This window comes from Duganella levis, assembly GCF_009857605.1.
GTDB classification, from domain to species: domain Bacteria; phylum Pseudomonadota; class Gammaproteobacteria; order Burkholderiales; family Burkholderiaceae_D; genus Rugamonas; species Rugamonas levis.
The window spans coordinates 12932-33968 of sequence record NZ_WWCT01000001.1 but is presented as its reverse complement, the minus strand read 5'-3'; the positions used below and the strand labels follow the sequence as shown (position 1 = coordinate 33968).

Sequence of the window (21037 nt, the reverse complement as noted above, 5' to 3'; positions counted from 1 at the left end):
GGTTGGAAGAGCAGCTAGTTACGCAACGGCGGCGGCTGGCGGACGCCGAGCGCGCGCTAGAGACCAAGACCACCAAGAAAGCCACCGAAGAGCGCCGGAGCGCCAGCAACAAAGTCACCTGGCTGCTTGGCAAGCTGAAGGATTTGCGCCGGCCTCCCGGCAGCGGGACAGAGGCCCGAATCTATCCCGGCGTTTTCTGCGCGGTCATGACCATGGATCGCGACGGCGGCTACGTCATCGTGCCGATGCGCTACCAGTGCCGCCCTGCCGGCAAGCCGGCCGCGTATGATCAGCGTTATCCAGGAACCTACAAGGGGCGGCGCGACAACCTTCGGGAGTTCTGACGGAACCAATACGGCACCTCACATGCGACCATCGCCGCCACCGCATTCTATGAGAACGTCGCCCGGCACCGGCTGGAGGGCCGAGAGCTGGACACAGACGAAACGCAGCAAAACAGGGTGCTGCAATTCGCCCCAGGTAACGGCCAGTTGATGTTGATTGCCTGCCTGTGGTCGCGTTGGTCGGGACCGGGGCAAGCTGACGTGCTGTCGTTCGCGGCGATCACAGACGAGCCGCTGCCGGAGATACAAGCGGCCGGCCACGACCGCTGCATCATCCCGGTCAAGCCGGGTAATGTGGCGACCTGGCTGGCAACTCCGGCGCCTGACGCCGTCGACTACGAAGCCATTCTCGACGATCGCGAAAGGCGTTTCTATGCGCACTTGCTGGCCGCGTGAGCAGAGCCAGGCAAGCCAGCTACGGCGCGCCCCCTGTCGCGGCGGGACCGCGCCGTTACTGACCGCCGGTCCGGCGCACCGTGGATTCGAGCCGGCGCAACAGTTCATCGAATCGCGCCGGCTTCAACAGGTGATCATCGAAACCGCAATCCAACGCTCGGCCACGAATGGTCGGATCGTTCCAGGCACTGTAAGCGATCAGGACCGGCTGCACAGGAACAGGCAGCTCGCGCACGGCCGACGCCACTGCGAATCCATCAACCACGGGCATGCCAAGATCAAGCAGCACCACGTCAGGGCCGAAAGCCGCCGCTGAACGGATGCCTTCTTCGCCGCCGTAAGCAACTGCCGTAACGTGGCCGTGCATGGTTAGCAGCTCGACCATCAGGTCGGCCGCGTCGCGGTTGTCGTCAACCACTAAAATACGCTTGGGGGCAAATTGGGAGGCCATGATGTTTCCGTTGAAGGCAGCGAGGCTGCATTGAATACGGCAAACATGGGGCCGATTTGGATGAAGCGGACGAATTTCAGGGGCCGCAGCATAATGATGTCATTATACGCGAAACCATTCCTGACAGAAATCCATCATGAAATACCTGCAACCCGTGCTGTGTCAGCGGCGCCATCATGCCGGAAGGCGGCCATTCTACGCCGATCCGATAGTACGGCAGGATACGTTACAACCGCTGTACAATTAGCATGCCCGCCCGACACCGCCCTGCGCCATGGAACATAGCTCCGTACTGACCGAATTTGAATCTCGACTGGATGCGCTGAAATCGACGAGCACGCCAGATGCCGACGAGATTGCCTCCTTCCGCGCCGTGCTGGACCGCGCCGTGGAAGACAAGCAGATTACCGTGCGCGAATGGCGCGCGCTGATCGAGCGTTGCTCTCACATCCGTCGCACCGTACGCCCCTGATATTTCTTTGATCGCACCCGGTCTCCGCCGCCTTCTGTCCTGCGGCACGCATTGAGTGCGTGCGACATTTACCATCAAACAATGCATCTGCACGCACCTGCAAGTGTCGATGACGCAGCTGAAAATACAGCAAGACCTCGGCCGCGCGCATGCCGGCAGTGCCGCACTCCGTGCACGGAAAGACATATTGCGTCTCAGCGACATCAACGCCCATCAGCACCTCGTCGCCGTCTTGATTGGTGACCAGAATACCTTGCGCCAGCAAACGACGCCTCGCGCGTTGATGGATAAGTGTTATCACACCAGCCGTCGATCAATTTGATTCTTGGGAATTCAAAACGCAACAACACGGTAGCACTACCAACGCCCCGGATGCGACACGGTTGGCTTGGTCGCAGTCGACGCAATGTATTTTCTCTGTTGGCAATAGCGCGTGCGTGACAGCACATACATACGGTAGTTGTCTCTGTAGCCTTTGCTCGGTATCGCCCATTCTTAACCGCTACCGACACAGGAGAACTGAACAATGTCCCGACAATTTGCCGTACTGACCGCCGCAGCTTTGGCGTTGACCACCAGCCTTGCCGCCCAGGCCGCACCTGCGGCCGACCCTCAAATGCAAAAAGTATTGGATGCGCTGGCATCCCTCGGCGGCAAGCCCATCGAAACGCTCAGTCCGGACGAGGCCCGCAAGCAGCCGACGCCGGCCGACGCGGTCAAGAAGGTGCTCGCCGATATGAAAAAGAGCACGGCGCCGGAACCTGGTGTCACCGTCAAGGACATGACTGTCACGGGTCCAGCGGGCAGCTTCCCGGTCCACATCTACACCCCGGAAGGCACGGGCCCGTTTCCGGTGATGGTGTACTTCCACGGCGGCGGTTTCGTCATCGCTGACACCAAAACCTACGACGCGTCGCCGCGTGCGCTGGCCAAACTGTCCAAGGCCATCATGGTGGCGGTCGACTATCACCGCGCACCAGAAAACAAATTCCCCGTTGCGCCGAACGACGCCTACGCCGCCTATGAATGGACGCTGGCGCACGCCAAAGAATTCAACGGCGACCCGTCGCGCGTCGCGGTCGGCGGCGAAAGCGCAGGCGGCAACCTGGCCACCGTGGTGTCTATGATGGCGCGCGATAAAAAGGCGGCCATGCCGTTGATGCAGCTGCTGGTCTACCCGGTCGTTAGCGACGATATGACCACCCCTTCCTACGTCAAAAATGCGGATGCCAAGCCGCTCAACAAGCCGATGATGGCGTGGTTCTTCAAGCACTACGCCGGCGATCCGGCCAATCCGTACGCGCTGCCGCTGAAAGCAGCTTCGCTTAAAGGCCTGCCGCCTGCCACCATCATCGCCGCCGAAATCGACCCGCTGCTATCGGAAGGCAAGACCTACGCCGACCGCCTGAAGAAAGATGGCGTGACAGTCTCGTACAAGGAGTACGCCGGCGTCACCCATGAATTCTTCGGCATGGGTGCGGTGGTCGATAAAGCGAAGCAAGCTGAGCAATTCGCGGCTGATGCGTTGACCAAGGCATTTGCAGCGAAGAAATAATATACTGCCCTCGGCCGCAGCGCTCTTTGCTGCGGCCGAGGGCAGTTATCGCCACACTTTCTTATGTAAGCTCAATCACATAGTGGTCAGCAGTTTCTTGCTACGATGATGTAACCGGGGAGGAACGGACAATTGGTGCCACGTCTGCCCGCTTCACAAGGTGCGGAGGTAGGAGAAGATGACTTTGGCCACCGACCAAAATCTTCAGGGATACGGCCTCTCGGCCACTTCCAAGGCGATGCTGGCCATCCGCGACCAGGTGTTCGAATATTGGCAACGCGAAGTACGTGCCAACATCAAGGGGGCCGGTGACCTGCCTGAGCCGGTACTGGTCAACACGCTGCCGACCTTTTACGACAATCTTGCGGAAGCAGTTACTGCCTCCTACCCACGCGAGCATGCGACTAGTAATAATACCGCCTCCGGCGCTCACGGCGATGAGCGGGCGCGCATGACTCATTTCCGCGTCGATCAGGTCATCCAGGAGTATCATTTGCTGCGCGAGGCCATCTGGGTAGTGGCAAATCAAGCCTGCGTAGTATTCAACGACGCTGAGTGGCAGGTGGTGGAACGCTCAATCGACCTCGCCGTGCGGGTCGCGGTAAAAGAATTTGCGGCGACGCGCGCGACACAACGCGAACGCCTCGCGGCCAGCTTGTCGCATGACATGCGTACACCGCTCGGGCTGGTTGTGACCGGCGCGCAGTTGGTGTCGCTTTCCTCGACGCTAGAGATGGCGCAACGTGCGGCGTTGAAGATACAGGCCGGTGCGCGTCGTCTGGAAGACATGCTTATTGAACTGACCGACACTTTTGCCTTCGAAGGCGGCGCGCGACTGCCATTGACGATTACACGCTTCGATATGCACGACCTCCTCACCGAGATTGGCAACGAGTTCCATGGCCAAGGCCATGACAGTGTCGAAGTCTCCGGTTCCTCCATCGTTGGTCACTGGTGTGAGAAATCGATGCGGCGGGCCGTCGAAAATCTGCTTACCAATGCCTTCAAATACGGCGATGGCGCTATTGTCCGGATTCACGCGGAGCAGATGCGCGGCCGTTTGCTACTAAGCGTGCACAATCGCGGCAATCCGATCGCCTCGGAGCTTCGCGAGCGCGTCTTCGACTATCTGCTGCGCGACGCCAATGGTGCCCAGGTGGAGGGATGGGGCATCGGCTTGCCGTTCGTGAAAAGCGTGGCACAGTGTCACGGTGGCAGCGTAGCAGTCGACAGTTCTGGCGCAGCTGGCACCACCTTTCTCATCGATGTGCCACTTGACTGTCGTCCTTTCGTCGCGCTCGCCGGGTCGTGGGACTAGTTCAGCCTGCCGACAAAAAAACTAAAAGGGCAAGCCTCCGCCTCAATACACGTCAGAATGAACCGCCCCATTACCGCCACGCCGATCACCCCTCCACCCGCATCCAATCAGGTAGGTCGCCGCCAAACGGGCCAGCCCTACCTTCCGCCAGATCAGCTTTTTTTGCCTCGATTTGTCGCAGCAAGTGAGCGTTATCCTCATCTGATAGCAAGCCGACGCCATGAGCGACTTCCAACAACTGCGTAATATCGCTGAGCTGCTCCTTGCACTCGAAGCTATGCGGCGTGACATTTTCTATCATTAACTGGAATTTCAGCGAGACGGACGACGGGAGGTCGAGAGGCAGTAATCGCGTCGGTGAAAGAGGAAAGATCATAGTTGCAATTTTGAGCAGTAAACTCAACAAAAAAAATTATGCCGCTTAATTGAGGAGTCGATTCCGTCGCCAGTCCGACAACCTCAAGCCGAGCGACGCGCCTTAAGAACAAGGGAAATAACGACGGGCCATGCTGCGGAATTTTTTTTTGTTGGATTTTACCCGTACATAATAAATTGATCGCACACACTTCTGGGTCCACTAAATAGCCTTCCATCGGCGGAGGTGTTATTTGCCTGGCAGTTTCATCGTCTAAGCCCGCGCGAAGATATGAAATTAAGTACTTTATTTAAGGTCCGACTGCTGGGCCGTCGGTGATATTTCGGCCCAGTCAGAACCCGCAGGGCTGTTCGGCGCGGTATACCTTCCCCCGCCATATAATCCATAGCCGGTCCCACGCCAGCTACTGCCGCCAATACCACGGCGTCGTCGATTACTTCCACAGGGCCATCCTTGCGCCGGTCCTCGGGACTGGAATTTTCATTATTTAATTGAGATGTCATGATTTAAATCCGCTCAAAATCCAGGGCTCCATGCGCTGCACCGTTACTACAAGGCGCTACCTCAAAGAGACAATCGGCACACCATCGGAACTTCATTTGTCGATACCTATACCGTCTCCGCTGCAAAGATGGCAATCTGGTCGATTCTGGCACCTGCGTAGCTGTCCCTGTGAGCTTGAGACCTGGCGATAGCAGCACTATCTTCCAGCGGCGCGGTATACCGCACGACGCAACATTGGAATCGCAAACCACAGCACGAGAAGCAGAACAAGCGTGGCCGCCGCACACACCATGCTCAAGGCGTAGGAGTCGGTTACCGCCGCCACCATCACATAAATATCCAACGCTACCCCAAAGGCCAGTGGCAGTAGCGCCGCGCAAATCAGGCCGGATGCAACGGACACTGTCTGGCAAGATACCTGATGGGGTTCCACAATACGGTACCAGGCAGCCGGCATCATCACCAAAGCAATCGCCACGACGACGGAAAGTAACGCGATCGTATGTGTGGTCTGGACGCCGCTAGCGAGCTCTTTGAAGCGTTGATTGAATACGGCGACTGTCTGGAACCCGAACAGCGCCTGGATTCCAGGCGGCACCATGCGCGCCTCCTCCAAGACATTGCGCAATTGGTCTTTAAGCGAATTATCTTCCGGTGTGCCGCGCATAATGTCGATTCTCTTGTTCACATCGTCAACTATGTCGATACGCATTATTTCGACGCCTGTGCGATCGCCAGGAGCGAAATTTACATTGTTAAATGCACGCCGCAGGACGTGCTTGCAAATCCTTTGCTTTGCCAACGTTGCTTTCTTCGGCCAGTCTGACACCATTCTTCACCGCGATGATTTCGGCGAGAATGGAGATGGCGATTTCCGGCGGCGTCCGGCTGCCGATATACAGGCCCGCCGGTCCGCGAAGGCGCGCCAATTCCTCCGTGCTCATGTCGAAGTGCTCCGACATACGCGCTACGCGTAACGCGTGATTACGGCGCGATCCCAGCGCGCCGACATAGAACGCCGGTGAGCGCAGCGCTTCCATCAAGGCCAGGTCATCCAGCTTGGGATCGTGGGTCAGCGTGATAACCGCCGTGCGCGCATCGGGTAACGCGGCCAAAATCATATCGTCCGGCATGACGCGGCTGATCTCGACGCCTTTGATATCCCAGTCCGCATGGAATTCCTCGCGCGGATCGCACACCTGGACGTCGAAGCCGGCGCCGATGGCGATGTCGCACAGATAGCGCGATAGCTGGCCGGCACCGATTACCAGCATGCGATAGCGGGCGCCGAGGCCATGAATCAGCCGTTCATCGGTCAGCTGGATACCGACATCCACCTCGCCGCACCGGTTTGCAGATGGAGCGTACGGGTTACTTGGCGGCGCTGCTCCAGCGCTGTGACCAGATCGCCGATGCCGCTATGCGCCTGCAATGGCTCCAGCACCAGTTCCAGCGTGCCGCCGCAGGGAATGCCGAACAAATGCGCCTGGTCGGACTTGATGCCGTACACGCGCGTCGACGGCGTAACGGCGAAGTCACGGGCGTCGCCGGCGCGCGCCTGCATTTCCATAATCAAATCGTCTTCGATACAGCCGCCGGAGACGGAGCCGATCACCGCGCCATCATCGCGGATCGCCATCATCGAACCTGGCGGACGGGGCGACGAACCCCAGGTGTGCACCACGGTGACCAGCACCACCTGCGAGCCAGCCGCCTGCCACCGCTGGCAGGCTTTAATCACATTCAAGTCGGCAGCTTCCATCTTCTCTCCCCGGACAATTTCAGTGCCCCAGTGTAGTGAAAATAGCCAGCGAGATCATTACTTGCAAAGCCACTTCACTGTTCACTTGAGATGAACAATATTCAAAATTGATGGAAGTCTGTTTCGTCTTTCAGGCTCGCCATCTCGATCACGTAGCGGAAGCGCGCCTCGCTGTCCTCAACCTTCTTGAAGGCCTTGTTGATGTCCTGAATGGGGATGATTTCGATGTCGGGGCCGATGCCGTGCTGCGCGCAGAAATCCAGTACCTCTTGCGTGTCGGACAGACTGCCGATCAACGAGCCAGCCACATGCTTGCGGTGGAAGGCCACTTCCTGATTATTCACCGGTTTCAATGGTTCCAGCGCACCGACTACGCACATGGTGGCGTCGCGCTTGAGCAGCTCGATGAATGGATTGATGTCGTGTTTCTCGGGAATGGTCGACAGGATGAAGTCGAAGCTGGATTTCAATGGTTTCAGCGCCTCCTTGTCGTCCTCGAGCACACCGTTCACACCCAGTCGCGCCGCTTCTTTCAGCTTGTCCGCCGTTTTGGTGAACACCGTCACGGTGGCGCCCATGGCCTTGGCCAGCTTGGCCGCCATATGGCCAAGGCCGCCAAAACCAACAATGCCGACCTCATCGCCCGGCTTGACGCCCCAATGCTTCAACGGCGAATAGGTGGTGACACCAGCGCACAGGATAGGCGCGGCCACTTCAGGCTTGAGTCCGGCGGGAATCTTCAGCACAAAGTCCTCGTTCACAACCAGCACGTCCGAGTAACCGCCGAAGGTATTGTCGCGTCCGTAGGAATTCTTGCCGTCCGGCGCCTTCTCAGCGGGAACCATGGGGCCGTTGTAGGTGGCGAGCCAGCTGTTCGGCCCCTCGCAATAGTTCTCCTCGCCAGTCTGGCACGGCGCGCAATGACGGCAGCTTTCGATCATACAGCCCACGCCGACGATATCGCCGACGGCATGCTTGCCCACGTGCGCGCCAACCCGCGTCACGCGTCCGACCACCTCATGTCCCGGCACGCAGGGATAGACCGTGTTGGACCATTCGTTTTTTACTTGATGGATGTCCGAATGGCACACGCCGCAAAACAGCACTTCGATTTCCACCTCGTGCGGACCTGCCTCCTCGCGCTCAAACGCGTATGGCTTCAGGTCGGTAAACGAATGCTTGGTGCCATAGCCTTTGGCTGCGATCATGGTATCTCCGAAAAGGTGAGTGAACGACAAAAGTTTCAGGCTACGCACCAGCTGCGTCAGCGTCTGTTAAACAGTTCACCGACCCCTTTCTATATGCGCCGTAGCAAAGCAGAACGCTGCATTCGGACATCGCGTATTTCCGGCGGTGCGCAAAATAGCCCGCTTGGTGACTGGGGGCCGGCTGGACCACGCCGCGCCACGAACCGTGCGGCACGTCCCAAGATTCGGTCGGCTGCCCAATCAGTTCGCTAAGCCAGGCGTGGCGCGTAGGCGTGCGGCGACCTGGCCAGCGTCAGATCCCCGCGCTTGATCAGCGGGGCGCGGCGACTGTCCGGCTGCGGCAACAGGACGGGGTCGCTAAATCCCGTCGTGACGTTGTCCATGGCAACATGGGCGGAATCGCATGGCGCCTGAGTGCGCTTACTGAGGCCCATTAAAATTTACCTCGCACAGCTTGCGATGTGTATCGGACAGGCTGCCATCGAAAAATATGGGACGATATGGCCGAATCAACACAACAAGAGCGAGCGGATTAGCGCATGGGATATGAAACCGACTTACATCGGGCCAGACGAGTGCATCGGGTGCTGGTCGTGGACGATAACGAAGACGCCGGCGCCACCCTGGCGGAAGTGCTGAGCTATATGGGGTACGAGACACGCTACTGCAATCGTGCACGCGACGGACTCAGGCTGGCAGCCGATTTTCATCCTGATACGTGCGTATCGGACATCGGCATGCCGGAGTTGGATGGCTATGGCTTTGCCAGGATGCTGCGTGAAAGCGGACGACACCCTGGCATCCGGCTGATCGCCTTGACCGGCTACTGTACGGATAAGGACCGTGCCCTTGCTGCGAGAGCTGGATTCGATTTGCATTTATCCAAACCCGTTGATCTGCCGAACCTGCTCGCAGGCATGGGCGAAACGTTGATTGCCGAGTCGACTGCAACACTTAATTCTCAAACGGCGCCCCCTTCCTGCACAACAGCGAACGATAGCGACCTGGCATGACCTACGACTTCACGCCGGCAGACCGGTTGTGGGGGTATTGCCGCAGGCTGTCATGGATGGAGAACCACGGGAGACGGTGACCAGTCTGCGTGTGATCGGCCGGCGCCACCGTTTGCGGCTGGTCCAGGCTCGCTATGGTGACGTCAATCTCTTGTGCCGTATTCAAATTTTGATAAGCGAGCGCCGTCCCGCATGCCGCGCAAAATGCCCGCGACACCTGTGCGCTGGAACGCAACATGGCCGGTTGTCCTTTGTTCACGCGAAGTCTGATACCGCTACCGATACCCAGGCCACCGCCGGAGCGCCGCTCACCCTGCGGCAGGTGGGACAGCGCCAAATCGTCGCGTTAAACAGATGACCGCTTAGTTCGTAACGGACCGCCCCGCAAAAACACCCGCCAGCAATCACCATCATGGTCTCCCATGCTTGTGGCAATGAGTGTAGGTGTTTGCCAGTGGCGCCGGCGCACGCGTCCACATTTCAGGCCCAGAAGAAAAAAGGAGTTGCACGCCCCCTGTGCGCTTGGCTTGTGCTGTATTTTTAGCGGTGCAAACCACCGATACCTGGTTCTGGCTGATGCGGCCTATGGCCTGCGCCAGCGAAGCCTCGTCGACGCCGCTGCGACTAGGATTGCGGTCAGTGCTCGGTGGCAGCGTCGTCGACGTCCTGAAACGACGAGGGCCTATCTGCGACGAAGCTCTATACATCCCTTTACCCCGTATGTCGGCAGGCCGCCATCCGCTGTACCATGAAAACGCCGCTGCTGTTACGTTTGTATCTGCCGCTGGTACCGCTAGAAACGCTGCGCCGGTGCTGGTCTGAGACGGGCGCCTACGCAGCGATGGAAAGCGGCCAGGTGCTGACCACGTCGCCGCTGGCCACGCACGCCGGGGTCCGAGCCGGCTTGCCCACCGACGGTGCCGCCGCCATTGCGCCGGACACCGTCCTGCTGGAGAGCGATCCCGCCAAGGAAGCGGCGGCGCCGGAAGCAATTGCGCTGGCACTACTGCAATTCCCCCAGAAGTAGTCTTCGATACCGACTTCAACGTCCTGTTCGATGGTGGCGCCAGCCTGCGTCTGTTCGGTAGCCCGCTGGCCCTGCGCCGAAGTATACGCTCCAGCATGGCCCGACTGGGCTTCTCGGCGGTGCTGGGAGCGGCCCCGTCCGCGCATGGTGCCTGGCTGCTGGCGCACGCGCCGCAGCCTCGCTGACTGAACGCCTCGACCGCTTGCGTTGCGCACTCGAGCCGGCTGCGCTGCCATATCTCGGGTGGCCGGACGGTATCGGTGCCAACCAGCTGGGCGCCCTGCGCCGCTGCCTCGTGCCGTCCTGTTGCGCCACAACGGCCAACACTTTCTGGCGGCGCTCGAGCACGCGTACGCCGACGCCCAGGAGCTGCAGCAATGGAAGGCCATCCCCGCAGCCTTCCCGGCGCATCTCGAAACGTTCGACCGCATCGAGCACGTCGAGGCACTGCTGCTCGGAGCCACCGCACTGATCCTGCAGATGAGCGGCTGGCTAGCCCACTTACGCTTCTTCTCTCGTGCGCACTTGGCGATGACCTTCGCCACCTTGCGGGCCTCGGTTCTCTCGTCTCGCGCAAACGCAACACGCTTCCTCCGCGTCGCGCCGGACTCCATGGGGAAAGCTTCATAGCACGTGCTTTCGATTTGATAGCAAATCGCTATCATACAACCCAACAAAATACGTAATAATATTCACAACACAACGCAGAGGCCGACCATGCCCCATATCATCCAAGAGCCGTACCGAGGTTGGGAGATCACGATTCGGTGCAGCCACATCGCCAGCAAGGTCAACCACCCCTCCCAGTACACAGCTATTGCCGAGGCAGAGTTGCTGCCAGGCGAAAACCCGGACCACTGGGTAGATCCGCGAATACAGGTGCTGACAACAGGCGGGCGCAGCTTTCCGACCGGCGACGAATGCATCGGCATCCTTCTTGGCGAAGCCAAGCAGCTGATTGATGCCCTGCGCCGTTAGTTTGTTGCAAAAAAATCGGAACCACTTTACCGCTTAATTTGCAAACGACACAATCCTGCTCGTGACATTGAGCGCGAAATGGCGTGATCGACGTGGCATTACTAGGCTTTATTCGCCGCTGGCACATTTGCGCGCGGATACCATTGAGAGAGCGATGGCCAAGCGGCTTCGCATCTCCAGAAACACCGTCCGACGCTACCTGCGCTCGGAAACCATAGAGCCTGCCTGTGCGGAGCGGAGTCCCACCCGCGCCATCGACAGTTCACTGGAACTAGGCTCCAGACATTCATAGATGCGCCCAGCCATTGATTCTGGCCGGGCGCATTCCCGGAATCAATCATCACGTAACGGTCTACCGCCGTACTCTCAAAATCGCCCAGTCCGCAAATAATGAAATCGGTTTCGGCTGATGCTACGGTGAAGCGCTAGCCACAGGCGCGCCCGGTGTAACAACGACTGGCGAACGCCAGCCGCACTGTGATGTTTCGATCAACAGTACCGATGGAATCCTGGTTGCGTCAACTACATGCTCTGCGGTGGCAATGCAGGCCGCTGCATGCTTGCATAACGTCGGCAATTCCGCCCGCGCCGGAACCTTCCGCGTCGCGGTAGGCCGGCCCATTCCGTTTGCCCCACAGCCAGCTCAAACGCGTCGGCGAGGCTGACAAAAATGCGCTGTAACCTCGCGGCATGCGGGATGTCTAGGACAACAAGCGCCCTGTTCTTCCTTCGACATGCGCACGTACAGGGCCGCCAATGTTGTTGAAGAACGTTCGGCTTAAGAACGTTCGGCTTAAGCTACTGGAGCCATTACTTTCTCGCTTGGATTCCCGACAGAACAGCCCGGCACATTCGACTTGGTCATGCGGCATCGAATAGCAAGCACTGCGCTGGAAAACCCCACAATCAAATCAGTGCGAAAACATGGGATAGAAAATGACGTAGCCAACGCCGAAGATGAATCCGCCGAAAATGACCATGCCTAAAATTGCTAATGACACCTTGATACAGGCTGTGATTATCCACGCGCCCAGCCTGACCGCTGCGTTAAACAGCCAAGCCAATAGACGCAGTGCTTGCCCCGTCAATGGCAACAACATCCCCAAGCACAGCCCAATCTCCGCAAAAACGCCCAGCCGTTGGTTCTGTATTCTTCTCATCGTCATGCTCCTTATGTCATCGAGGGCGCTGCTCGGTTCGGTCACGTTCGCGCGGCTTGCCGATTCCCTGTTCACACAAGGTGACCAGTCCCACGCCCAACTGCCGGTCCTCGCCGTCTTCGGCGCCGGCCAGTAGCTTTGCAACACTGGCATAGCGTTGCAACATCGCTTGCTGTCGCAACTGCGCTGCCGCCTTGACTACCGGGCTGGTGGCCCATGTCTGCGGGCCGCGCGCGCCATCCCGCTTACGCAGCTGGTAGACGCTTTGCGGCAGCCCTTTCTGCGCTTCGAAGCGTTCAATGCGGCTCGAAGCCGTTGCATCGATTCCGTGGTATCGCAATTGCTCGGCAAAGCGGCCGCGCCACCGCCGCAGATCCTCCTTGCGTGGATTGAGCCGGCGGCCATCTGGCGCCGTCTTCTTCACACATAGATGCACATGGGGATGGCGTGACGGCGTACGGCTGGGGTCATCCTCGTAGCGGTGCAGCACCATCGCATATTGGTGATCTGCAAATTCATCGTGCGCGAAATCGCGTACCGCCCGTAACAAAGCTTGGGCATCGGTTCCCTCCGGCATCGACAAGACAATATTCACGGCCTCGCGCCGGCTGGCTTCATCGGCGATCGGCACGCCGCCATGCTGCCATTCGTCTCCCATCCAGCGGACTTCCTCGCGTCCGAGATATACCTCGCCGTCCGGGCCTTCAACTGCCAGCTGCCCATTCCTGGAGATGTAGTCCAGGTGGGCGCGGATGTGCCGCATGCCACGGCCGCCACCGGAAATACGCACCATGGCCTGCGGCGTGCGCCGGACATTGCCGCGCAGCCGCTGGCGGACGGCGTCCGCGCTCGCCGAGCTGCCGGCGGCTTGTCCTGGCAGTGGCCTCGGGCCACGGGTCGCCACCCGCCTTGACTGCCGCTGGTTGAATGCCTGGTCCCATGCCAGCAGGAGGGCGTCTGTATGTTCCTTGTTCATGCCCGCTGCCATCTGGCGAGATTGCTGGCAAGCAGGCCGGATACTGTTTGTACATGCCCATTGAACTGGTGGTGCAGCGCGCGCAGCGTGGTCACCAGCTCAGCTGAGTGCGCGGACGTACTCATGGTGGTGTTCGCCGCAAGGCGATTCAGCTGGCGCGCGATGCCCAGCAAGATCAAATTCGAGCGCCCCAGCATTTCTATCTCCACAGCGACGAGCTGTGGCGCACCGTCCATCCGCGCGCGTATCAAGGCCACAATCCAGCGGTTGTCGGAAAAGCCTTGCAGCTTGGCGCACGATGAAACGTAGTCGCTTTCGGCTGCCGTCAGCCGCAGGATCTTCCGCGATTTTGGGCCTTGCTCTGCGGCTGGTGCGCGATGCGGTGCGACCTCGTCCTTCGCCATCAGCTTTGCCACGATCTGGCGAAATGCCTGGTTCGGTGTCACGCCGTTTTCTCTGCAGTACGCGAGCCACGCGCCCTTGTAGGGGCCAAGGTCGATATTGATGCGGTTTGGTCGGGTCGCCATGATGTGCCTCATGCAGATGAACTGCCACTCAGTTCATCCTACGCCACCAACAGTGGAGCACATTTGATCGGCGTCAGCCTATCCTGCAATAGCTGCTAAAAAGAGGTGTGCCTTGAAATTTTCAAGCGCCGCAGGCGTGAGAAGGCCAAGCTCGGCAATCCCCCCGGCGCTGCGACGTCTTCTCCAGCCTGCTTCAACCGAATCCATCCACCTCCGCTCTCAGACCAGTCCCAGCGGTCAACCGCCCGACTGCACCGGCCCAGCCAGCCACCGTTGCGCCTTTCATCATTGCGCCGCCACTGCCCGCACCCACGCAACCCAAACCGCCAGCGCCACCCCAAATGGTGCCCGGAGCACGCCAGCGTCAGCGCCTGCCGCTCCGCCGACAGCGACCGCAGCAGTCGGTTGATCGTCGCCGCCAGGCCACCACGCCGATTCAATGCCGCACACTATCCTCCGGCACGACGAAAAAAAAGCCGCGCCCGGCCAACATCGCCGGGCGCGGCCTGCCTAGGTGTCACTCGTCAGCGTCGACCTCGGCATTCTCTGCCAACGCCTGTGCTGCGCCGTCCACACCCGTCCCACCCAGCACCGCCGGCAACCAGCCGCTCTCGGCCATCGCCCTCGCCGCCGCCTCCGCAGCCGCCTGCTTGTTCATCCGTTCCAGCGGCACCGCCGCCGCAGGCGACGTCGCCTGCGCCACCACCGCTAGCAGATGCGCCTTCGGCACGTGCGCAAAATACGCCTGCGCGGTCGGCTGCCACCACTTGCGCATGTCCAGGCCCACCGCCTGCACCAGATCGGCCACTGCGGCCGGCGTCCGCTCATCCTGATGAACGCCGTCCACACTACTGGCGGTGCAGAAGGCGATGCAGTCGTCGATCACGCTGCGCGGTTGGCGGCGCAGCCACGCCATCAGGCCGGCGCTAGTGCCGTTTTCAGGCAGGATCGCAGCCAGCGCAGTCCGCTGCGCCTGCCAGCATTCCCACGCCACGCCGTCCTCGGCATCCGGCGGCAGCTGCGGCGGTTTGACGTCCAGTTGTACCGCTCTGCCGCCCCGTTCCGCATAGAACACCTGCCGCAGCAAGTGATGCGCCAGCACCCGCAGCGCCACCTCAGGCTGGCGCACCAATTCGGCCCGTAACGCCAGCGTACGCTGCGCGGTCAACGTGGCGGTCAAGCGCGCGCTGTGCGGACCGCGCACCCGTTCCTTTGCTTTGACACCACCTTCCAACCCCGCCGCCATCTGCGGCCGGTCCTGCGGGCGGATCAGGCCGCGCAGCACGCAGGCCTTGCCCTTGTCGTCGATGGTCACCAGGGCTCCGGCCAAGGCACGATCTGCACGGTCGGGCTGTTGCAGTGTGGCCCGCAGCTGCCCCTGTTCCAGTTCGACGGCGGCCAGCTCGCGCACGGCCGCCCCGCCCTCATCCGCGCCAGACGCTTCGGCGTGGTCGAGCGCGTCGCGCAGCTGAGCAACGCGCAGTTCCAGTTGCGCCAGCCGCGCCGCCTGTTCTGGTGTCGGCGGCAGCGTTTCCGTGCGCACCCGGCCATAGCCCGCTAACGCACTGGCATCAATCCGGCAGCGCACGTCGATCCAGCGCCAGCCCTCCTTGTGCAGCCGCGCCGCGACCCGGTCCAGCCGCGCCTGCGCCAGCCGGTCCAGCAGCGCGACGTCCTCGATGTAGCCCTGTTCCTGCGTGCTGAACAGGTCGCGCGTCACCAGCCCGCCGGCTTGCTGGTAGGCCTTGAGTCCGACGTAACGCGCCACCCGGTCCTGCCCCAGCGCCACGCAGTGCTGGGTCAGCAGGCGGCGCAGCCGCTGCGGTTGCCGCTCCCACGCGCTCAGGCTGTCCCATGCCGCCAGTTGCGCCGCATGGTCGTCACTGACCGCCAGCGCCGCCATCTGTTCGTAGCTGGCGCTGTCAGCCCGGTACAGGTCGAACAGGCGCGGCGCCACATTGGCCAGTTTCAGCCGTTGGCGCACCGTCAGCTCGCTGACGCTGAACACCAGCGCGATATCGGCCACGCTGCGCCCCTGCGCCGCCAAGCCCCGCATGCCGTCGAAAATGTCGGCGGCATGCATCGCCGTCCGGCCAAGGTTCTCGGCCAGACTGACCAATACCGCCTCGTCCTCGCCCACCAGCAAATAGGGCAACTGGTAGTCCTCGGGCAGGTCGCCCTCGGCGATCAGTTCGCCCACCACCTGCCAGCGGCCCTTGCCGGCCGCGATTTCCAGCAAGCCGGTCGGCACGCCGTCCCGCTGCTGCGCGTAGCACACCAGATTGTGCAGCACGCCCATGGCGCGCACCAGCCCCTTCAGTTCGCTCAGGTCGCGGGCTTGCTTGCGCGCGTTCGCCGCGCTCGGCACCAGCTGCCCATGCGATGCCGTCCCCATGGTCGCGTGCGCCAGTATGCGCTGCGATGCCTGCTGCAGGGCCTGCGCCATGGCGCTCGTCGGGTCGCTGTCGCCGGATTGGTCAGCGGCGCTTGTTTGTTCCGATTCATGCATGATGTTCTCCTTAGTCGATATCGATGGCGGCTGGCGCACCCGCGCCAGCCGCCTACCCGTTCAGTCCAGCAGCGCGACCAGCTGCCGCGCCTGCGGTTGCTGGCTGATGAACTCGCGCAGTCTGTAGAACAGGTCCGCATAGCGCGCCCCGCCGCGCATAAAGGAAAGCCGGTTGAGCGCCATGGCCGTCACGCCCATGCCAAGCAGCTTCGCCTCCATCCAGCCCGCGTAGCCCTTGTCCTCGCATTCCACGTGGTAAGCCAGTGCATCGGTCGGTGCCATGAATACGCCACCGTTCGACAGCAGATAGAACGCCCACCAGCCGCCGTTATTGCCGGAGCACAGTCGGCGCATCGTGTCGTAGATGGTGTTCTCGGCCAGCAGGAAGTGCGGGCCGAAACGCTGCGGCAGGAAACTCAACCGCTCTTCGCAGGGCACCAGCCGCGCGGTGATGAGGCCGCTTTCCGCCTCCGGTACTGCCATGACTTGTTGATCGTGATCCATGCTGTTCTCCTTGAGTGAAAGTTGACATCGAGGTGGACACGCACTTCATCCTGCAGACAGGTTTTGCGCTTTGCGTGGCTGATCCCCCCACAAGTCCCCCTCGCCCAACCTGGGGGACTTGTGGGGGGATTGGCGCAAAGCGCGGCCTGTGGCAGGTGCACGGGGTTGAGCAGCGCCGCAGGCGCCCCAGGGCGGGACGCGGCCGGCTTCATAGCGCAAGCGGCGGCTCAAAGGCCATGCCAGCGGCTGTATCGCTGGCGTGGCCTTTGAAAGCGTCACGCCCTCACTTCAGGTGGTTGGGGTTCAGGGGGTGCGGTGTGGCGCGCGCAGCGCGGTACGCCGGCATGGTGTCTGCCATCCGGGAGTGGCGTCAGCCTCTCCCGCATTTGCGCAGTGGCCGTTGCGGTGTGTCACGCGCAGCGCGGCACGCCGCCATGGTGTTAGCCTCCGGGAGTGGCGCAGCCTCTCCCGCATCACTGCAGTGGCCGTTGCGGTATGTCGCGCGCAGCGCGGCATGCCGCCCTGGTGTGCACCCACCGGAAGGGGCGTCAGCTTCTTCCGGCCAACCTGCCGTAGCGCTTGCAAATAAGCAACCAAAATGAAGTAGCAAAGAAATGGGGGTTGCGAGCGGAGGACTGGAGGCGGGCCGCAGGCCCGGTCCCGCAGGGACGGAGCGCAGCGACCCGCAAGGAGGACAGGCCCGCAGGGCCTCGCCCGGATCAATCGCAAGCACGATCACCGCGCGCCGTGCTACATTGCCAGCCTCACCCCACAAGGAGTCCGCATGGCCAGCTATGCCGAACTACAAGCCCAGATCCAGACGCTGCGGCAGCAGGCCGAAGCCGCACGCACCCGCGAAATCGCCGCCGCCAAGGACCGCATCCACGCGCTGATGAATGCGCATGGCCTGACACTGGCCGACCTGGCGCCACCCGCAGGCAAACGCGCAACATCGACGGTACGCTCCGACGCCAAGTACCGCGATCCGGACAGCGGCCGCACGTGGAACGGCAAGGGCCGTCCGCCAGCATGGATCGCCGGCAAAGACCCGCAGGGCTATCGCAGCAAATAGTAAGAAGCGCCCGCCGCGATCACCGATCCAGGGGCAGCGCCGCGTACCACGCCGCGTAGCGTGTATTGGCCGCCATGCGCCGGTTGTCATCCGGTGCGCCGTCATGCCACCACACCGGCCCGCGCTCGCCGAGCGCCGTCTTGACCCGGTCGACAGCCGCCCTGGCCTGCTGTTCGGCTTCGACATCGCCAGCGCGCCTGGCCACGCCCACGGCGCGCCGTGCCGCCATCAGGTCGCCCACCAGCCGCGTCCTCACCGCGGCCGGCAGCGCTGGATTGCTGAGCCGCCACAACCGCCCATTGACGACGAAATAGCGCCCATCGGGGGTGTGCGGGTATGCCACTGCCGCGTTCGCCATGAATCGGCCGTCAGCCCCACCTATGCGCGCAAATATTTGCGCACGTCCTCGGCCATGACGCCGACAGCGGCAACCGCCCGTGACAATTCGTCCGCTGTCACGTTCAGTTCCCGGGTCCAGTAGCGCAGTTCATGTTCCTCGTGCACGTTGATACGGACACGATCCAGCGGGCCGCGTTTGTTCAGGTCATCCGGCATGATGCGCTCCTTCTGCGAAAACCCCACCATAACGCCACGCCCATCATCGTACAGTTCGCTTCTTCACCGAGGCCAGCCTACGGACAAGACCTCGACGGCCCCGCCTCGGGCAAGGCAAGCCGCCAGGCGCCGCAGGTGTGTCTGAGCCGCGCCAACCGCGCCGAAAGATGCAGTTCGAGCAATTGGCTGTACACCAGCGTGTCGGCCGGCGTACGTTGCGCAGCCGCCCGCACCGCGTAGTCGAACAAGAACGCCGACTCGGCAACGGTGCAGCCTAGCAAGACCTCCGCCCCATCCTCGTCCACGACCAGCGCGCCGATCGCCCGCAAGTTTCGCCGACAGTGCTCGTTTATGAATGTCATGATTCATCGCCCGCGCTGATGCACATCCCCAATTCTGGCGCGGCCCGCCCCGCGACAATGTTAGCGCGCACACGGTGCGTCTAATTCCCGGAAACACCGTATGCGACCCGCCCCGCACCGGCGCGAACAGGTCGCCCCCGCGCCGCGATCGCGCTACACTAGCGGCTCACGATCCCGCCAGGAGCAAGCATGTGCGTCAACTACCTCACCGTCAGCCGGCAGATCGCCTTCGACTGGTTCCGCACCCCGATCGAAGCCAGCGACGACTGGCGCGAGGAGATCTACCGCGACCACCTGGCGCCGTTCATCGTCCACGACGACCACGGTCGCCGCAAGGGCATGGTCGGCAGCTATGCCTTCGTGCCGCAGCGGCACCGGCCGTTCCGCGCGCTGACCGCGGCCGAGCAGCAGCAGTTGGCAGCCGGTCGCGAGGTCCAGCGCAAGCGCATCCCGCTGGATACCATGAATGCGCGCGCCGAGGACGTCGGCAGCCGGCTCAACTACAAGCGCTTCTGGCAACAGCAGCAGCTGTGCATCGTTCCCGCCCAGGCAGTGTTCGAACCGAACTGGGAAACCGGCGTGCACGAGCGCTGGCGCATCGGGCTGGCCAGCGGCGAACCGTTTGGCCTGCCCGGCATGTGGCGCAGCTGGGAGGAAGCGGACGGCGCCACCGCCTACAGCTTCACCCATTTCACGCTGAACGCCGACCACCACCCGCTGCTACGGCGCTTCCATAGCGACAAGGAAAAACGCGGCGTCGCCATCCTGCGGCCGCAGGACTACGACGACTGGCTGGGGTCCACCAACCCCGAGTTTGCGCGCGCGCTGCTGCAACTCTACCCGGCCGATCTCTTGCAAGCCGAGCCGGCACCCAAGCTTCCTGCCAGCCGCCAGGCGCCCAAGGAAGTCGCCGCCGGGCCGACGCCGGACGTCCAGTTGAACCTGTTCTGACCCCGGTCGGCACCTGTGCGGGGCATTCAGGGCGGCAGCATGCCGGATGCATTGGCGGCCGGCGCCTCGCCGGCATCGCCTGCCGCCGTGATCACGGTCAGGCGAATGTCCGCCAGCAGGACCAGTTGGGGCGCATGCTCGTCTGCGTAGCGCACCCATGCCTGGCCCGCCGCCGGCGGCGCCATCAGCATCAATTCCAACACCCTGCCATCCAGGTATCCGAACAGTCGCACCGCACCGCCATTCCCCACCGCCGGCCGGCGCCCGGCGCGCCGGCGCGCGCTGCGCGCTGCGGCCGGCAACGCCGCGGAGCCTGCGTCAGAAGGAGAGACCGGTCCACCAGCGCGCGACAGCGCAGTCTTGCGCCGTAGTTCTTCCGTCATCGCCTCGATCGTCGCCAGGTCGACGTGCGGCACCGCCTCCAGACGCCGCTCCACCAACGCTGCATCACGCCGCATCAGCTTGCGCAACAGGTAGAGATAATACGGCGCACGGCAGCGCCGGCTATGGTACAGCTCGAGCAACAACGGCGGCGGCGCCACTGCCAGTGCCAGCAAATGGGTCACCGCACTGGGATCCATGTCCAGCCGTGCGGCCACGCCACGACGCGTCTCGCCCGCCGCCAGCTTGCGGACGATGAAGCAGCCCAGTTCGAGCGGCTGCAGCGGCTGACGGTGGGCATTCTCCGCCACCTGCGCATAATCGTCGAACTGGCGCTCATCCTCGGTCTCGACGTACGGGATGACCGCCAGGCCGGCGCGCAACGCGGCCCGGTAGCGGCGCGCGCCAAAGCGTATCCGCAGCCGCCCGCTATCCATGCGCCGCACCACCAGCGGCTGCAGCACGCCGCGCTGCCGGATATCGGCGACCAGCGCGGCAAACGCCGCGTCGTCGTCGAATTCGCTGCGCGGCTGGCCCGGATCTTCTTCAAAGTCGGCCACCGGCGCCGCCGGCGGCACCGCCCGCGACCGCGACAGCACCGGGCCTTGATCCAGACGGGACAGGTCGAGCGCCATC

At 62.1% G+C, this 21037-nt stretch carries 24 protein-coding genes and 3 pseudogenes; 12 read left to right on the top strand and 15 right to left on the bottom strand.

Features of this window, described 5'->3' with window-relative positions:
* The first annotated feature begins 2 nt into the window (after window positions 1-2).
* Together GTP69_RS31665 and GTP69_RS31660 are read left to right on the top strand one after the other, a co-directional pair.
* Entirely contained in the window at window positions 3-344 is a 342-nt protein-coding gene (locus GTP69_RS31665; protein ID WP_308494399.1) for a hypothetical protein, read from the top strand.
* 27 nt (window positions 345-371) lie between these two features.
* Window positions 372-740: pseudogene (locus GTP69_RS31660) on the top strand (SOS response-associated peptidase family protein); the annotation flags it as partial.
* Between the two features lie 55 nt (window positions 741-795).
* Here the strand turns inward: GTP69_RS31660 and GTP69_RS00195 are convergent.
* Window positions 796-1191: a response regulator gene (locus GTP69_RS00195; RefSeq protein WP_161052987.1), complete on the bottom strand. Its 396-nt coding sequence runs from the start codon at window positions 1189-1191 to the stop codon at window positions 796-798.
* Between the two features lie 274 nt (window positions 1192-1465).
* Between GTP69_RS00195 and GTP69_RS00190 the strand changes: the two genes are divergently transcribed.
* The 4 genes from GTP69_RS00190 (at window position 1466) to GTP69_RS00175 (ending at window position 4536) form a co-directional block, all read left to right on the top strand.
* Window positions 1466-1663, top strand: coding sequence for a hypothetical protein (locus GTP69_RS00190; protein WP_161052986.1), 198 nt, complete (start codon window positions 1466-1468; stop codon window positions 1661-1663).
* A 109-nt stretch (window positions 1664-1772) separates the two neighbouring features.
* Window positions 1773-1985 carry a hypothetical protein gene (locus GTP69_RS00185; protein ID WP_161052985.1) on the top strand — a complete coding sequence of 71 codons (213 nt, stop codon included), beginning with the start codon at window positions 1773-1775 and terminating at the stop codon, window positions 1983-1985.
* Window positions 1986-2189: 204 nt separating this feature from the next.
* Window positions 2190-3218: an alpha/beta hydrolase gene (locus GTP69_RS00180; protein ID WP_202424241.1), complete on the top strand. Its 1029-nt coding sequence runs from the start codon at window positions 2190-2192 to the stop codon at window positions 3216-3218.
* 178 nt (window positions 3219-3396) lie between these two features.
* Entirely contained in the window at window positions 3397-4536 is a 1140-nt protein-coding gene (locus GTP69_RS00175) for a sensor histidine kinase (RefSeq protein WP_161052984.1), read from the top strand.
* 85 nt (window positions 4537-4621) lie between these two features.
* Here the strand turns inward: GTP69_RS00175 and GTP69_RS00170 are convergent, their stop codons facing one another.
* From GTP69_RS00170 to GTP69_RS00155, 4 genes and pseudogenes are all read right to left on the bottom strand, one after another.
* A complete protein-coding gene (locus GTP69_RS00170; protein WP_161052983.1) occupies window positions 4622-4942 on the bottom strand; it encodes a hypothetical protein in 321 nt (106 codons plus the stop codon).
* 670 nt (window positions 4943-5612) lie between these two features.
* Window positions 5613-6128: a DUF6328 family protein gene (locus GTP69_RS00165; RefSeq protein ID WP_229260736.1), complete on the bottom strand. Its 516-nt coding sequence runs from the start codon at window positions 6126-6128 to the stop codon at window positions 5613-5615.
* 43 nt (window positions 6129-6171) lie between these two features.
* Window positions 6172-7178, bottom strand: a pseudogene (locus GTP69_RS00160) (XdhC family protein).
* Window positions 7179-7279: 101 nt separating this feature from the next.
* The gene (locus tag GTP69_RS00155) at window positions 7280-8386 is read right to left on the bottom strand and encodes an NAD(P)-dependent alcohol dehydrogenase (RefSeq protein WP_161052982.1); all 1107 of its coding nucleotides are present in this window, start codon (window positions 8384-8386) and stop codon (window positions 7280-7282) included.
* Window positions 8387-8925: 539 nt separating this feature from the next.
* Between GTP69_RS00155 and GTP69_RS00150 the strand changes: the two genes are divergently transcribed.
* A complete protein-coding gene (locus GTP69_RS00150; protein WP_161052981.1) occupies window positions 8926-9399 on the top strand; it encodes a response regulator in 474 nt (157 codons plus the stop codon).
* 1 nt (window position 9400) lies between these two features.
* Here the strand turns inward: GTP69_RS00150 and GTP69_RS31930 are convergent.
* Window positions 9401-9810 (bottom strand): annotated as a pseudogene (locus GTP69_RS31930) (GFA family protein).
* A gap of 337 nt (window positions 9811-10147) precedes the next feature.
* On the opposite strand from GTP69_RS31930, the gene GTP69_RS00140 reads away from it, so the two are divergent.
* From GTP69_RS00140 to GTP69_RS00130, 3 genes are all read left to right on the top strand, one after another.
* A complete protein-coding gene (locus GTP69_RS00140) occupies window positions 10148-10426 on the top strand; it encodes a DNA polymerase Y subunit UmuC family protein (RefSeq protein ID WP_161052979.1) in 279 nt (92 codons plus the stop codon).
* Between the two features lie 306 nt (window positions 10427-10732).
* Complete coding sequence (locus GTP69_RS00135) at window positions 10733-11056, top strand: hypothetical protein (protein WP_161052978.1); 324 nt, start codon at window positions 10733-10735, stop codon at window positions 11054-11056.
* An 87-nt stretch (window positions 11057-11143) separates the two neighbouring features.
* Window positions 11144-11404, top strand: a complete 261-nt coding sequence (locus GTP69_RS00130; protein ID WP_161052977.1) for a hypothetical protein — start codon at window positions 11144-11146, stop codon at window positions 11402-11404.
* A gap of 911 nt (window positions 11405-12315) precedes the next feature.
* Here the strand turns inward: GTP69_RS00130 and GTP69_RS00125 are convergent.
* From GTP69_RS00125 to GTP69_RS00105, 5 genes are all read right to left on the bottom strand, one after another.
* Window positions 12316-12564 carry a hypothetical protein gene (locus tag GTP69_RS00125; RefSeq protein ID WP_161052976.1) on the bottom strand — a complete coding sequence of 83 codons (249 nt, stop codon included), beginning with the start codon at window positions 12562-12564 and terminating at the stop codon, window positions 12316-12318.
* Window positions 12565-12580: 16 nt separating this feature from the next.
* The gene (locus tag GTP69_RS00120; protein WP_161052975.1) at window positions 12581-13540 is read right to left on the bottom strand and encodes a relaxase/mobilization nuclease domain-containing protein; all 960 of its coding nucleotides are present in this window, start codon (window positions 13538-13540) and stop codon (window positions 12581-12583) included.
* A complete protein-coding gene (locus GTP69_RS00115; RefSeq protein ID WP_161052974.1) occupies window positions 13537-14067 on the bottom strand; it encodes a hypothetical protein in 531 nt (176 codons plus the stop codon). The genes GTP69_RS00120 and GTP69_RS00115 overlap by 4 nt, the downstream gene beginning before the upstream one ends.
* Window positions 14068-14584: 517 nt before the next feature.
* On the bottom strand, window positions 14585-16576 hold the full coding sequence (locus tag GTP69_RS00110) for a ParB/RepB/Spo0J family partition protein (protein ID WP_161052973.1): 1992 nt from the start codon (window positions 16574-16576) through the stop codon (window positions 14585-14587).
* 60 nt (window positions 16577-16636) lie between these two features.
* On the bottom strand, window positions 16637-17080 hold the full coding sequence (locus GTP69_RS00105; protein ID WP_161052972.1) for an antirestriction protein: 444 nt from the start codon (window positions 17078-17080) through the stop codon (window positions 16637-16639).
* Between the two features lie 784 nt (window positions 17081-17864).
* Between GTP69_RS00105 and GTP69_RS00100 the strand changes: the two genes are divergently transcribed.
* The gene (locus GTP69_RS00100; RefSeq protein WP_161052971.1) at window positions 17865-18152 is read left to right on the top strand and encodes an H-NS histone family protein; all 288 of its coding nucleotides are present in this window, start codon (window positions 17865-17867) and stop codon (window positions 18150-18152) included.
* A 19-nt stretch (window positions 18153-18171) separates the two neighbouring features.
* Here GTP69_RS00100 and GTP69_RS00095 read toward each other — a convergent pair whose 3' ends face one another.
* The 3 genes from GTP69_RS00095 to GTP69_RS00085 form a co-directional block, all read right to left on the bottom strand.
* Window positions 18172-18510 (bottom strand): hypothetical protein, encoded by a 339-nt coding sequence (locus GTP69_RS00095; RefSeq protein ID WP_161052970.1) that lies wholly within the window; start codon window positions 18508-18510, stop codon window positions 18172-18174.
* Window positions 18511-18530: 20 nt separating this feature from the next.
* Window positions 18531-18707 carry a DUF3606 domain-containing protein gene (locus GTP69_RS00090; RefSeq protein WP_161052969.1) on the bottom strand — a complete coding sequence of 59 codons (177 nt, stop codon included), beginning with the start codon at window positions 18705-18707 and terminating at the stop codon, window positions 18531-18533.
* A gap of 77 nt (window positions 18708-18784) precedes the next feature.
* Window positions 18785-19069 (bottom strand): hypothetical protein, encoded by a 285-nt coding sequence (locus tag GTP69_RS00085; RefSeq protein WP_161052968.1) that lies wholly within the window; start codon window positions 19067-19069, stop codon window positions 18785-18787.
* 189 nt (window positions 19070-19258) lie between these two features.
* Between GTP69_RS00085 and GTP69_RS00080 the strand changes: the two genes are divergently transcribed.
* A complete protein-coding gene (locus tag GTP69_RS00080) occupies window positions 19259-20020 on the top strand; it encodes an SOS response-associated peptidase family protein (protein ID WP_161052967.1) in 762 nt (253 codons plus the stop codon).
* 26 nt (window positions 20021-20046) lie between these two features.
* On the opposite strand, the gene GTP69_RS00075 is transcribed toward GTP69_RS00080, so the two are convergent.
* Window positions 20047-21036 (bottom strand): ParB/RepB/Spo0J family partition protein, encoded by a 990-nt coding sequence (locus GTP69_RS00075; protein WP_161052966.1) that lies wholly within the window; start codon window positions 21034-21036, stop codon window positions 20047-20049.
* Between the last annotated feature and the right edge of the window lies 1 nt (window position 21037).

Excerpts from the sequence above, each read along its gene's own strand:
- GTP69_RS00075 (WP_161052966.1), bottom strand. The coding sequence starts at position 21,036 with ATGGCGCTCGACCTGTCCCGTCTGGATCAAGGCCCGGTGCTGTCGCGG.
- GTP69_RS00085 (WP_161052968.1), bottom strand. The coding sequence starts at position 19,069 with ATGACATTCATAAACGAGCACTGTCGGCGAAACTTGCGGGCGATCGGC.
- GTP69_RS00125 (WP_161052976.1), bottom strand. The coding sequence starts at position 12,564 with ATGAGAAGAATACAGAACCAACGGCTGGGCGTTTTTGCGGAGATTGGG.
- GTP69_RS00090 (WP_161052969.1), bottom strand. The coding sequence starts at position 18,707 with ATGCCGGATGACCTGAACAAACGCGGCCCGCTGGATCGTGTCCGTATC.
- GTP69_RS00190 (WP_161052986.1), top strand. The coding sequence starts at position 1,466 with ATGGAACATAGCTCCGTACTGACCGAATTTGAATCTCGACTGGATGCG.
- GTP69_RS00105 (WP_161052972.1), bottom strand. The coding sequence starts at position 17,080 with ATGGATCACGATCAACAAGTCATGGCAGTACCGGAGGCGGAAAGCGGC.
- GTP69_RS00150 (WP_161052981.1), top strand. The coding sequence starts at position 8,926 with ATGGGATATGAAACCGACTTACATCGGGCCAGACGAGTGCATCGGGTG.
- GTP69_RS00155 (WP_161052982.1), bottom strand. The coding sequence starts at position 8,386 with ATGATCGCAGCCAAAGGCTATGGCACCAAGCATTCGTTTACCGACCTG.
- GTP69_RS00100 (WP_161052971.1), top strand. The coding sequence starts at position 17,865 with ATGGCCAGCTATGCCGAACTACAAGCCCAGATCCAGACGCTGCGGCAG.
- GTP69_RS00095 (WP_161052970.1), bottom strand. The coding sequence starts at position 18,510 with ATGGCGAACGCGGCAGTGGCATACCCGCACACCCCCGATGGGCGCTAT.
- GTP69_RS00165 (WP_229260736.1), bottom strand. The coding sequence starts at position 6,128 with ATGCGTATCGACATAGTTGACGATGTGAACAAGAGAATCGACATTATG.
- GTP69_RS00130 (WP_161052977.1), top strand. The coding sequence starts at position 11,144 with ATGCCCCATATCATCCAAGAGCCGTACCGAGGTTGGGAGATCACGATT.
- GTP69_RS00140 (WP_161052979.1), top strand. The coding sequence starts at position 10,148 with ATGAAAACGCCGCTGCTGTTACGTTTGTATCTGCCGCTGGTACCGCTA.
- GTP69_RS00120 (WP_161052975.1), bottom strand. The coding sequence starts at position 13,540 with ATGAACAAGGAACATACAGACGCCCTCCTGCTGGCATGGGACCAGGCA.
- GTP69_RS00185 (WP_161052985.1), top strand. The coding sequence starts at position 1,773 with ATGACGCAGCTGAAAATACAGCAAGACCTCGGCCGCGCGCATGCCGGC.
- GTP69_RS00180 (WP_202424241.1), top strand. The coding sequence starts at position 2,190 with ATGTCCCGACAATTTGCCGTACTGACCGCCGCAGCTTTGGCGTTGACC.
- GTP69_RS00175 (WP_161052984.1), top strand. The coding sequence starts at position 3,397 with ATGACTTTGGCCACCGACCAAAATCTTCAGGGATACGGCCTCTCGGCC.
- GTP69_RS00110 (WP_161052973.1), bottom strand. The coding sequence starts at position 16,576 with ATGCATGAATCGGAACAAACAAGCGCCGCTGACCAATCCGGCGACAGC.
- GTP69_RS00195 (WP_161052987.1), bottom strand. The coding sequence starts at position 1,191 with ATGGCCTCCCAATTTGCCCCCAAGCGTATTTTAGTGGTTGACGACAAC.
- GTP69_RS00115 (WP_161052974.1), bottom strand. The coding sequence starts at position 14,067 with ATGGCGACCCGACCAAACCGCATCAATATCGACCTTGGCCCCTACAAG.
- GTP69_RS00080 (WP_161052967.1), top strand. The coding sequence starts at position 19,259 with ATGTGCGTCAACTACCTCACCGTCAGCCGGCAGATCGCCTTCGACTGG.